The 11,964-nt window shown below is 45.6% G+C and carries 10 protein-coding genes; 6 read left to right on the top strand and 4 right to left on the bottom strand.

The window, feature by feature from the left end; translation table 11 throughout:
* Window positions 1-45: 45 nt before the first annotated feature.
* The 4 genes from NFI81_RS25205 to fdhA form a co-directional block, all read right to left on the bottom strand.
* On the bottom strand, window positions 46-432 hold the full coding sequence (locus tag NFI81_RS25205; RefSeq protein WP_234615648.1) for an LPD3 domain-containing protein: 387 nt from the start codon (window positions 430-432) through the stop codon (window positions 46-48).
* A gap of 93 nt (window positions 433-525) precedes the next feature.
* On the bottom strand, window positions 526-1,629 hold the full coding sequence (gene mnmA, locus NFI81_RS25200) for a tRNA 2-thiouridine(34) synthase MnmA (protein WP_234615649.1): 1,104 nt from the start codon (window positions 1,627-1,629) through the stop codon (window positions 526-528).
* 132 nt (window positions 1,630-1,761) lie between these two features.
* Window positions 1,762-2,805, bottom strand: coding sequence for a hypothetical protein (locus NFI81_RS25195; RefSeq protein ID WP_234615650.1), 1,044 nt, complete (start codon window positions 2,803-2,805; stop codon window positions 1,762-1,764).
* Window positions 2,806-2,881: 76 nt separating this feature from the next.
* Window positions 2,882-4,072, bottom strand: a complete 1,191-nt coding sequence (fdhA, locus tag NFI81_RS25190; protein WP_234615651.1) for a formaldehyde dehydrogenase, glutathione-independent — start codon at window positions 4,070-4,072, stop codon at window positions 2,882-2,884.
* 130 nt (window positions 4,073-4,202) lie between these two features.
* On the opposite strand from fdhA, the gene mobA reads away from it, so the two are divergent.
* The 6 genes from mobA to NFI81_RS25160 all read left to right on the top strand — a co-directional run bounded on the left by mobA (window position 4,203) and on the right by NFI81_RS25160 (window position 11,930).
* A complete protein-coding gene (gene mobA / locus NFI81_RS25185; RefSeq protein WP_234615652.1) occupies window positions 4,203-4,793 on the top strand; it encodes a molybdenum cofactor guanylyltransferase in 591 nt (196 codons plus the stop codon).
* On the top strand, window positions 4,783-5,631 hold the full coding sequence (fdhD, locus tag NFI81_RS25180) for a formate dehydrogenase accessory sulfurtransferase FdhD (RefSeq protein WP_234615653.1): 849 nt from the start codon (window positions 4,783-4,785) through the stop codon (window positions 5,629-5,631). The genes mobA and fdhD overlap by 11 nt, the downstream gene beginning before the upstream one ends.
* Complete coding sequence (locus NFI81_RS25175; RefSeq protein ID WP_234615654.1) at window positions 5,628-5,996, top strand: DUF7009 family protein; 369 nt, start codon at window positions 5,628-5,630, stop codon at window positions 5,994-5,996. The genes fdhD and NFI81_RS25175 overlap by 4 nt, the downstream gene beginning before the upstream one ends.
* A gap of 2 nt (window positions 5,997-5,998) precedes the next feature.
* Complete coding sequence (locus NFI81_RS25170) at window positions 5,999-8,320, top strand: FdhF/YdeP family oxidoreductase (protein WP_234615655.1); 2,322 nt, start codon at window positions 5,999-6,001, stop codon at window positions 8,318-8,320.
* Between the two features lie 39 nt (window positions 8,321-8,359).
* The gene (locus NFI81_RS25165; RefSeq protein ID WP_234615656.1) at window positions 8,360-11,026 is read left to right on the top strand and encodes a PQQ-dependent sugar dehydrogenase; all 2,667 of its coding nucleotides are present in this window, start codon (window positions 8,360-8,362) and stop codon (window positions 11,024-11,026) included.
* Window positions 11,027-11,159: 133 nt separating this feature from the next.
* Window positions 11,160-11,930 (top strand): glycerophosphodiester phosphodiesterase, encoded by a 771-nt coding sequence (locus NFI81_RS25160; protein WP_234615657.1) that lies wholly within the window; start codon window positions 11,160-11,162, stop codon window positions 11,928-11,930.
* The last annotated feature ends 34 nt before the right edge of the window (window positions 11,931-11,964 follow it).

Below are 11,964 nucleotides of genomic sequence, written 5' to 3'. Positions count from 1 at the left end.
AACCGGCATTGGATTGCAACTCCTCTAAGCACGTCGGGTGTTTTTTTATATATTTGGGTCCCAATGTAGCCTTTCGGTAATTGAATAGAGAAAGTACTGCTTTTGAACAGTTACCTGAACATTAAAATAGGCGGTCTTTCCGCCTATTTCTGTTTCAAAATAATGGTATCCTAATACGTGCGGTTTAGGATGCGTCTGATAATCGGTGTAACCAAGATGCTTTGCTGTCGCCAATGCTTCTTCAAGTCCTTTGATCAGTAAATTGAGTTTATCGACGTACAAACAGAACGGCTGGTTAATGCATTCTTTCACACCAGTCATACTTAATTTTATTTCCGCTCCGAGCTCTTGACGATAAATACCTTCCCCTTTCATTACCAAATCATCCTTTAAACGGTCCTTAGCAATTCGGCGAAGGGACTTTAAATCCATCTGTGAAGTTCAGTTGTTGACGAAACATTACAGAGGAATATTGAGTATTTGAACTAGGCAGGCAATTCTCTTATTCTTACATTTAATAACTTACTACTGCCGGAAACTCTTCATAATCCAGCCGCCACCCACAACATCATCTCCTTCATAGAAAACAGCTGCTTGTCCGGGCGCGATGCCGTTGACGCCGTCGTGGAATTTAGCGACGATTTTATCAGGTTCGATTTGCTCGATGATTGCGGGTGTTCCGTCGTGTTTGTATCGCACTTTGGTTACTGTTTCCAAAGGCTTTTCCAGTGAAGCGTATTTTTGGAGGTTTAATTTGCTCACATACATTCCGTCCCGGAAAAGATCAGGCAAATCGCCTAGGACAACCTCGTTTGTATCCTTTCTGATCTCAGTCACGAAAGCCGGTTTGCCTAATGCAATGCCCAATCCTTTGCGTTGACCTACTGTATAGAACGGATAACCTTCGTGTTTTCCAACGATCGTGCCGTCTTCAAAAACGAAATTCCCGCCAGCAACTTCCGCTTCCAGACCTGGGATTCTCCTTTTCAAAAATCCCCGGTAATCATTATCCGGCACGAAGCAGATTTCATAGCTTTCTGATTTGTTAACCAGATCAATAAAGCCCCTTTCCCGCGCCATTTCACGGATTTCAGATTTATGCAAATAGCCTAATGGCAGTTTGGTTCGCGCAAGACTTTCCTGCGACACACCCCACAAAACATAACTTTGATCTTTCCAGCTGTCAATGCCTTTGGAGACATAATGACGACCGTCATGGAACTGCATATTGGCATAATGTCCGGTTGCGATATGTTCGCAATCCAAACGGTCAGCACGTTTCAAAAGCGCATCCCACTTGATGTGCGTGTTGCACAAAACGCATGGGTTAGGCGTGCGGCCTTCCAGATATTCTCCTGTAAAGTGGTCGATAACGTAATCGCCGAATTCGGCGCGTATATCCAGAATGTAATGGGGAAATCCTAGTTCAACCGCGATATTTCGGGCGTCGTTGATGGAGTCGAGAGAGCAGCATCCGGTTTCTTTTTTGGAGCCACCGCTGCTGGCATAATCCCAGGTTTTCATGGTCATCCCAATGACCTCATAACCTTGTTCGTGTAACATAACAGCTGCAAGCGAGCTGTCGATGCCGCCACTCATGGCGACTAAAATGCGTCCGTGTTTGCTCATTCCGGGAATCTGCGAAGGTTGAATGCCTTCCGATTTTGTTTAAGTTGAAAATGATGAACAGCTTTTTTCAGCCGTCAGGTTCCGCAAAGGTAACATTAATAATGTGCAGCTCCGCAATGCGGTCAAAACTCCCTATGCATTTACCTGCCGGATCACATTCTTAATGTTCAACTCAATAATATCCGTCATACTTTCGCACTGGTGATATTGGTTATCCGAATAATGTTTAAAAAGCCCTTCACGGAGCTGGTGGATGTTGTCGATGGTCGAAATGTTGTCTTTGATAGAGACGTCGCGGAGCTCTTTGAGGCGGTATCTTTCGCTTCTGGCCTGATACATAATGGACGATTGCTCTTCCTGCTGGTATTGAAGGACCGTTTTATCGGTTAGATATTCCATGGCCAGTTCGACGTAAGGCCGGTTTTCCTTGAAAAATTGCGGCATGTACACTTTAATATTGCCTTCATAAAATTGCTGGTCGAAGTCAATGGCGCGCAGGCGGAACTGGAAATCGTCGAAATCGGGGGTTATTTGCATGACAAAATTGTAGGCACGCATGTCGCCGAGCAGCGTGATCATGCAGCGTTCGTTAAATTTCACAAATTCCTTGGCAATGCGGATGGGGTTGTAATCGGGCTCGCGCAAGCGTGTTTTGGCAAATTCATCACCCGGAATGCCCGCAATATGCTCTTCGATCAGACTGTCGCCATCAACCAGGTAATTGACCTGGTTGGGAGAAAATATCTCCTCTAATTCCAATCCATAAATTCTGGACGCGTCAGCTCTTTTGACATAAAAATAATCGTAAATATCATTCAGCCGGTTTACGATCTTAATCCTGAATGGATTGGAGTTTCCAAACTTGCAGTAATCAATGCGGTCAATATATTTGTGTTCAACAATGCGGAGGTTGCCAGAAGCTTTTAGCATTGCGTAGGCTTTTTTCAAACCGCTGTGCAGCCGGTCAATTTCGTGTGGCGGGTAAAGCGGACTTTCCCAGAGTGTATCCTTGCCATTTTTATCCATCACCGGGAAAGATTCGTAAAAATTGAGCAGGTCATGGTAACCCACCGGCAGCTTGGAATCCCGCTGATACAAACGTAAATATTTCCGCAGCTCCGCACTAACGGGGTAAATTGGCTTTTTCTTCAATATCTTAACATCACCTTGTTCCATACAGGAAGTTAGCATTTAAAAATGAAAAAGGAGAAGCACGAACCTGCGCTTCTCCTTTCCCTTTCCTGAAAAAAACTTAATTCATGATCATATTATGCGGATCTATCACGAATTTTTTAGCTGCGCCTTTATCAAAATCCTTGTAACCTCGCGGCGCATCCTGCAAAGTGATCACCTCCACATTCACCGCTTTCGCAATCTTGATCTTATCATATAAAATAGCATTCATCAGCGCGCGGTGGTATTTCATAACAGGACATTGACCCGTATAAAATGAATGTGATTTGGCCCAGCCCAGCCCGATTCGAATACTCAAACTGCCTTCCTGAGCCGCCTTATCCTTGGCTCCCGGATCACCCGTCACATACAAACCAGGAATCCCAATCGCGCCACCAGCCCTTGTGACGGCCATAGCGGTGTTCAAAACGGTTGCGGGAAGCTCCGTTCCGGAATTTGATCCGTGCCCACGGGCTTCAAAACCCACACAGTCCACAAAACAATCCACTTCCGGAACGCCTATAATGGCTGCAATGGCCTGTTCGAGCGGCGTGTCTTTCGTTAAGTCAATGATCTCGCAACCAAAACTTTTCGCCTGATCCAGCCTTTCCTGGATCATATCGCCCACAATCACGACCGCAGCGCCCAGCAAATGACAGGAAGCTGCGCAAGCCAGTCCCACAGGTCCGGCCCCGGCCACATAAACGATAGAACCCGGCCCGACGCCTGCCATTACTGCACCATGAAAACCAGTTGGAAAAATATCTGAAAGTAATGTAAGATCCTTAATATAAGCCATTCCCTGATCTTTATCCGGGAATTTAAGCAAGTTAAAATCGGCATAGGGAACCATCACGTATTCTGCCTGGCCACCAACCCAACCACCCATATCCACATATCCATATGCAGCGCCTGGTCGTGCAGGATTTACATTTAAACAAATTCCAGTTTGTCCAACCTTACAGTTCCGACATCTTCCGCAGGCAATGTTAAAGGGAACAGAAACCAGGTCTCCGACTTTAATATACTCCACATCACGCCCCGCCTCAATCACAATCCCGGTTATTTCATGCCCCAAAACCAATCCGGCCGGCGCTGTTGTACGCCCGCGGACCATATGCTGGTCACTGCCGCAAATGTTGGTTGATACAATTTTTAAAATGACTCCGTGTTCGCATTTCCTGTCACCCAAAGCCAGTTTGGGATACTCAATTTCCTGAATTTCAACCTCGCCTGGCTTGATGTAGGCAACTCCATGATTTTGGCACATAGTAATGAATGGTTAAGTTTAGAAATAATCGGTTTTGCAATATTTTTTATGGGTTAATTTCAAATTTAACAAAATTCCTCGTTTACAATACAATTGATTAAATTAGAGGTGACATTATTGGGTGAAGGTTATGGCATTATATGGTTTGGCGGTTTGTGGAGGCAAAAGTTTGCGGATGGGCTCTGATAAAAGTCAGCTGCAATATTTCGGGATTCCGCAAGCTGATCGCGTCCTGAATATCTTGTCGCCCATATGCGATGATGTATTTTTGTCCTGCAACAGCATGCAGTCGGCAGTTTTTAAAAATCATAAAATATTGGCCGATTTGCCTGAATATGAAGATATTGGCCCAATGGCGGCGCTGCTTTCTGCTTTCAAAACCTACCCAAATGCCGATTTCCTGATCGCAGGCTGCGACTATCCTTATATTACGACGGAAGTTTTTCAGGATTTTCTATCATCCGTTCCAAAACAATCGGTTGCAGCAGCATTTTACAATGCGGACGGAAAATATGAGCCGTTCTTAGCTTGGTATGCGAAGGAGGCCGCACCGCTGCTTTTTGATCGTTTTAAAAACAACCATTACAGTTTGCAGCATTTTTTACGGGAGGTTAATGCTGAAAAATACATTCCCAAATCGGAAAAAGTAATGCTAAGCGTGGACACGCCTGAGGTTTACGAGCAGGTAAAGGCTGCTCTCAATGTTGATAATGAAATTTAACAAAATGGAAATCAGTGCGATAGCGCAACAGCGCATAAGAATAGTTACCAGCAGCGACAGCCAGGATGCGGAAGACGATCTGGCCGTGGAGGAGCCGCTGGAAATTCAGCTTGGATTTACTGAATTTGGTAAAAAAATAAAAAAGAGCATTTCCGTAACGATGCGGACGCCCGGGAATGATGACGAGCTGGCGGCTGGCTTCTTGTTCACAGAAGGCATTATTACTGAAAAAGGTCAGGTTAATGCGGTAAAAAATGATGTTTTTGATGAGAATAAGGTGGTTGTAAATTTGACTGACGATTTCTTACCGCAAATTAATTCGCTGGAAAGGAATTTTTATACCACTTCCAGTTGCGGCGTTTGCGGAAAGGCGAGCATTGATGCGATCAAAACGGTTTCGGCTTACCAGCAAAACGATAACACATTGCTGGTGAGCAGGAAAGTCATATTTTCATTGAAGGATCAGCTGCATTTGCAGCAAAGCATTTTCGAGACCACAGGAGGACTGCATGCTTCTGCGCTCTTTGACCTTCATGGAAAATTTATCACGCTCCGCGAGGATGTAGGCAGGCATAATGCGCTGGATAAGCTAATTGGCAATGCGTTGCTCAATGATCTGCTCCCGCTTGCGAACCACATCCTGCTTTTAAGCGGAAGAGCAAGTTTTGAGCTGATTCAAAAAGCGGGAATGGCTGGAATAAAGATCGTTGTAGCAATCGGCGCGCCGTCCAGTCTGGCCGTAAAGTTGGCCGAAGAAAGCAACATGACGCTGATCGGTTTTTTAAAAAATAATAAATTCAATATTTACTCCGGCTTCGAACGGATCTCAGAATTATGAAAATACGCATTCAACGCAATTCCGTGCGTTTCAGGTTAAGCCGAACCGACATTGAAACATTGAGTATCGAAGGTTACCTGGAAGAAGTGACGCCTTTTGGCGATACAAATTTTATTTATGCGGTAAAAAAATCGGCTGGCATATCTGAGCTATCCGCCGAATTCCAAAATGGTAAAATTTTGCTCCAACTGCCAGAACATTTGACCCAGGGATGGGCGGATAATAATGTAGTTGGCCACAGTGGCGAAATGTCCGTCGGCAAGATTGATACGTTGAAATTATTGATCGAAAAAGATTTCAAGTGCCTGGATAATGTTACCGAGGACCAATCGGATAACTATGAAAACCCCGCAAAAACCTGCTAATCATGCCCAATGACCAGAATAATATTCTAGGAGCCGAAAACCCGGATAAGTTAACCGGACTTCGAAAGACGGAGATCAAAAAAGTAGCCGCGGGCATTCCGGCGGTCGTTTCGAGTTTTCAGAAAGTCGTTGGTGAAGCGGGTGTGCAGCGGGGAATGAAAGCGCTTTTTAATTTAAATAAAAAAGGCGGTTTTGATTGTCCTAGTTGCGCCTGGCCCGACCCGGACGATGAGCGCTCGGGCATTGCCGAATATTGTGAGAATGGTGCGAGGGCGGTTGCCGAAGAAGCAACATTGAAAAAACTGGACGCAGCATTCTTTGCTCAAAATTCTGTTGAAACATTGGGTAAGCTTTCGGATTACGAAATCGGTGGAAAAGGGCGGATTGCAGCACCCATGTTTTTGCCGGCAGGCGGCCAGTTTTATCAACCTATTTCCTGGAAATCGGCTTTTGAGAAGATCGCATTGGAATTAAACAGACTCAATTCACCAGATGAAGCCATTTTTTATACTTCCGGCAGGACGAGCAATGAGGCTGCATTCCTTTACCAGCTTTTCGTCCGCGAATTTGGCACTAATAACCTGCCCGATTGCAGTAATATGTGCCATGAGAGCAGCGGTGTGGCATTAGGTGAATCGCTGGGCATTGGCAAAGGCTCTGTGAAACTCGATGACTTTTATGAGGCCGAGGTCATAATGATATTGGGCCAAAATCCGGGGACCAATCACCCGCGGATGCTTACTGCATTACAAAAAGCGAAAGCGAACGGTGCAACAATCATAGCAATTAATCCTTTACCTGAAACCGGTTTGATGGGTTTCAATAATCCGCAAACCGTGCAGGGCATTCTGGGGACTAATGCTGCGCTGACCGACATTTTTCTGCAAGTGAAAATCAATGGAGACCTGGCATTGCTGAAAGCCATTGAAATTCTGCTGCTTAAAGAGGAAGAAAGCAATCCCGGAATGGTGTTCGACCGGAATTTTATTGCCAATAACACAGAAGGTTACACCGATTTTATTGCCCATTTGAAGGAGCAGAATGCAGAAGAGCTGGCACGCCTCAGCGGGATCTCATTTGCTCAGGTTCAACAGGTTGCACGTGTATTGGCAGGTAAAGGCAAGATCATTGCGTGCTGGGCAATGGGCCTTACCCAGCACAAGAATGCCGTGGATACGATCAAAGAAATTGTAAACTTGCTTTTGCTGAAAGGAAGCATTGGCAAGCCTGGAGCCGGCACTTGTCCTGTGCGCGGCCACAGCAATGTGCAGGGCGACAGGACAATGGGGATTTTTGAAAAGCCTTCTGAAAAATTCCTGCACACGATTGAGCGCAACTTCCACTTCACAACGCCCAAAAAACATGGTTACGACGTTGTCGAGTCCATTAAAGCGATGCATGAAGGCAAGGCGAAAGTGTTTTTTGCGATGGGCGGCAACTTTTTGAGTGCTACGCCGGATACCAGGTTTACGGCTGAGGCGCTCAGCAAATGCCGCCTGACCGTACATGTGTCCACAAAACTGAACCGGAGCCATCTGGTAACAGGCGAGCAGGCATTGATCCTTCCGTGCCTGGGCAGGAGCGATATGGACATGCATCAGGATGAAAACAGGTTTATTTCCTGCGAAAATTCAATGGGTGTGGTGCAGCTTTCAAAAGGCGTCTTACCGCCTGTTTCGGATCAGTTGCTGAGCGAGCCGGTGATCGTTTGCAAACTTGCGAAGGCGGTTTTAGGACGAAAAAGTCAGATTAACTGGGACATTTATGCCGAGGATTATGATGTGATCCGCGCTGACATTGAGCGGACGATCCCCGGGTTTGAAAATTACAATGAGCGTGTCCGCATGCCCGGCGGATTTTACTTACCCAACTGCAACCGGGATGGCTATTTTGACACATTATCTCAAAAAGCGCATTTCAATATCGGCATGCTCCATAATCCCGAACTGAAAGACGATGAGCTGATGATGATGACCATTCGGAGCCACGATCAGTTTAACACCACGATTTATGGCTTAAACGATCGTTACCGGGGCATTCATAATGAGCGGCGTGTGATTTTAATGAACGAAAACGACATGGCCAATAGAAATCTGAAAGGTGGCGATGTGGTAGACCTATACAATCATTATGATGGCATTGAGCGGGTTGCGTATATGTTTGTCGTAGTCCCCTACTCGATCCCCGAAGGCTGCACAGCAACTTATTTCCCGGAAACCAATGTCCTCGTGCCTATTAATAGCGTGGCCGACAAAAGCAACACACCAACTTCCAAAATGGTTATTTTGACCATTCGTAAACATTTGAATGTGCTGAGTCATTAAATTGCGGTTTATTCCTGAACCCCTGAAAATTATAACCCGTTGAAAACCACCGTTCTGATTATTTCGGCTGCGATTGCATGCCTAGTTCTGTCTGCATTTTTTCCCAAACCCGCTGCAAAAACGGCTGGTGCCGATGCCCCCGACAGCACGCGTTTCACCCACATGATGCTTGCGCAAGGCCTGGACGAGCCTATGCAAATGGCCATATTACCCAATCTGGATGTCATTATTGTGGAACGGAAAGGGGATGTAAAATTCTATGATGCCAAGGAAAAGCAGGTCAAAACCATTGCGCACATTAATGTTTACAGTGGAATTGAAGACGGCTTGCTAGGCGTTGCGGCAGATCCTGAATTTGACAAAAACCATTGGGTATATCTTTACTATGGGCTTGCCGGTGACCGGAATGTAAGTCAGCTTACACGCTATGATTTTGTGGATCAGAAATTGGACCTCAATTCTAAAAAGGTGTTACTGGAAGTGCCCACACAACGCACTTACTGCTGCCATTCAGCGGGTTACCTGACATTTTCCGATGGCTTGCTTTATCTCTCGACCGGTGACAACACCAATGCGGAAGAGATCGAAGGGCATAACCCAACCGATGAACGCCCTGGCAGGCAACTATCTGACGATCAGGGCACAACGGCAAATAGCAAAGATTTCCGCGGCAAAATTCTGAGGATCAAACCACTTCCCGACGGCACTTATGCAATTCCGGACGGCAATTTGTTTCCGAAAGATGGTTCGCTGGGTTATCCCGAAATATATGTGATGGGCTGCCGTAATCCGTTCCGCGTATCTGTGGACCCGAAGACGAAATTTGTGTATTGGGGCGACGTAGGACCCGACACGAATGTGCCTGCGGAAGAAGGTTTTTTAAGTTATGATGAAATTAACCAGGCCAGGAAACCGGGATTTTTTGGCTATCCTTATTTCCTCGGTGCCAATGAGGCTTTTCCTAAATATGATTTTGAAACAAAAAAAGAAGGTCCGAAACAAGATCCTGCACATCCTGTTAACAACTCACCTAACAACACCGGAATTAAAGAGCTTCCTCCCGCGCAGCCTGCCATGATCTGGTATGGGAAAGGCGATTCCAAACGCTGGCCAATGGTTGGTAAGGGCGCCGCGAGTGCCATGGCTGGGCCGGTTTATTACAGCGACCTTTATCCGAATGCAAAATATAAGCTGCCGGAATATTACAACGGAAAACTGTTCATTTATGAATGGATCAGGAAGTGGATCATGGCTGTAACACTGGATAAAGATGGAAATTACGTGAGTATGGAGCCGTTTTTGCCGCATTTGAAGGTCATAGCACCCATGGATATGCAGATTGCACATGATGGCGCTATTTATATGCTCGCTTACGGCACCAATTGGTTCGCCAAAAATACGGACGCCGGACTGATCCGCGTAGAATATTCAGAAGGAAACCGCAACCCGATTGCCAACATTCAAGCGGACAAAACCATTGGCGCTGCGCCGCTTACGGTAACATTATCCGCTTCGCAATCAAAAGATTATGATAAAAACGACAAACTGACATTCAACTGGAAAGTCGCGGATCAAAACTTCACCGGAGCGAATGTGAAGCACACATTTACCAAACCAGGCGTTTATAATGTTGCGCTTACGGTGTCGGATCAGGCGGGTGGCTCGGGCGTGGCAACTGCCCAGATTAAGGTGGGCAATTCGCCGCCGGATGTCACGATCAGCACCGCGGCAAATCGCAGTTTTTACTGGGATAATGTGCCTTTTGATTACAAGGTGGTGGTGAAAGACGCTGAGGATAAGACGCCTGATCAAAAAAATATTACCCTGGCATTTGATTATCTGCCCATTGGGAAAGATTTCGCGGCTGCCCTTTCCGGCGCCAATCATGGAAACCTGCGCTATGCCGCAACCGAAACTTTTTACGCTTCGCTGGATTGCAAATCGTGCCATACCATGGATTCCAAATCGATAGGGCCTGCTTTGAAGGAGATTTCGAAACGTTATGCGGCCAAAACCGGCGCTGCAGACTTGCTGTCCGACAAAATCATCAAAGGCGGCAGCGGCAACTGGGGCACTTATCCCATGCCTCCGCATCCGAATCTAACCACTGCACAATCTCGGGAATTGGCTGGCTACATTCTTTCATTAACGGGCGAAAAGGCAACATTAGCAACGCAGGGCAACATTCAGCTTGTGGAACACCTGGGACAAGGCAACGAAGGTGCATATGTGCTGGCTGCAAATTATACGGATAAAGGCGCAAACGGCATTGAACCATTAAAAGGAAGCGCTTTTGTGGTCTTAAAAAATCCCTTGGTCCAGCTGGAAGATTTTGAAAAAGGCAATGTCAGCGTTTCGATTGGCACAAAAAACAATGGATTTGTGACTTCGGTCCCGGCTGGGAATGGCAAGTTTGTTAGCTTCGCTAACATCGATTTGAACCATATTAAAAAAATCAAGTTCAGAATCCTGGAAGATGGTGAGGGTGGAACATTGGAAATCCGGCAGGGAAGCGTTGAAGGTACAGTACTGGGCTCTCTGAACATTGCAGGCGGAAAATCCAAAGACATTAAACCCGAGTGGAAGGAAATGCGGGCTGATGTCAAACCTTTCAACAAACAAACAGATATTTTCTTCGTTTTCAACAACCCTGACAAGAGCAAAAAAATGCTTTTTTACGTGGATTGGATGTATTTTGAAAGGTAACGCTTCCGGAAACTTAACATTGAGCTAACACTGCTGACCAAAACAAGCTTTAATTTTCGAATCCGCTCTGAACGATTGTTCAGGGTAAATTCAGGTTAACGCGTTCTTTTTATATCAGTCCAAATTCAGAAAAATGAAAAAATTCTTATCCATTATTGCCATTGGTTTGCTTAGCCTGACCACTTTTGAAAGCATGTCTCAAAACAAAAATAAAGTCATTGCGCACCGTGGTGCGTGGAAAAATACAGGCGTAACAGAAAATTCCATCGGCGCATTGGAGCACGCGATCAAGCTGGGCTGCTATGGAAGCGAATTTGATGTGCATATGTCGGCTGATTCGGTCATTTATGTGCTGCATGATCATTCGATTAAGGGAACACACATTGAAAAGACCAATGCCCAGGAGCTTTCGCAAATTAAACTGGAAGACGGAACTGCATTGCCAACGCTGGAAGCTTATTTGAAAGCGGGTGCGAAACAGAAGAAAACGCGTTTGATCCTTGAAATAAAAACATCTTCCATGGGTAAGGAACGTTCGCTGGCATTGGCCACGAAATGCGTGGAAATGGTGAAGAAATTGAAAGTGGAAGGCATTACGGATTATATCGCATTTGATTTTGACGTTTGTAAAAAAGTGAAAGAACTGGCGCCGAAAGCACACGTTGAATATCTGAACGGAGACAAAACGCCAGACGAAATTCAGGCTGCGGGCCTGGACGGTATTGATTATAATCAGGGTGTATTGAAGAAAAAACCAGAATATATCGCCGCAATCCGTGACAAAAAGCTTACTACCAATGTCTGGACGGTAAATGATGAAGAATCTATGAAATGGTTTCTCGAAAAAGGCGTTGACTACATTACAACCAACGAGCCGGAACTGCTTTTAAAAATCACAAAATAAAATGCTGTAAACAAAAATGGCCGCTTTGAGATAT

This window comes from Dyadobacter fanqingshengii (assembly GCF_023822005.2).
In the GTDB taxonomy this organism is placed as follows: Bacteria; Bacteroidota; Bacteroidia; order Cytophagales; family Spirosomataceae; genus Dyadobacter; species Dyadobacter fanqingshengii.
The sequence above is the reverse complement of the archived record's forward strand: the minus strand, read 5'-3'. Positions and strand labels throughout refer to the sequence as shown.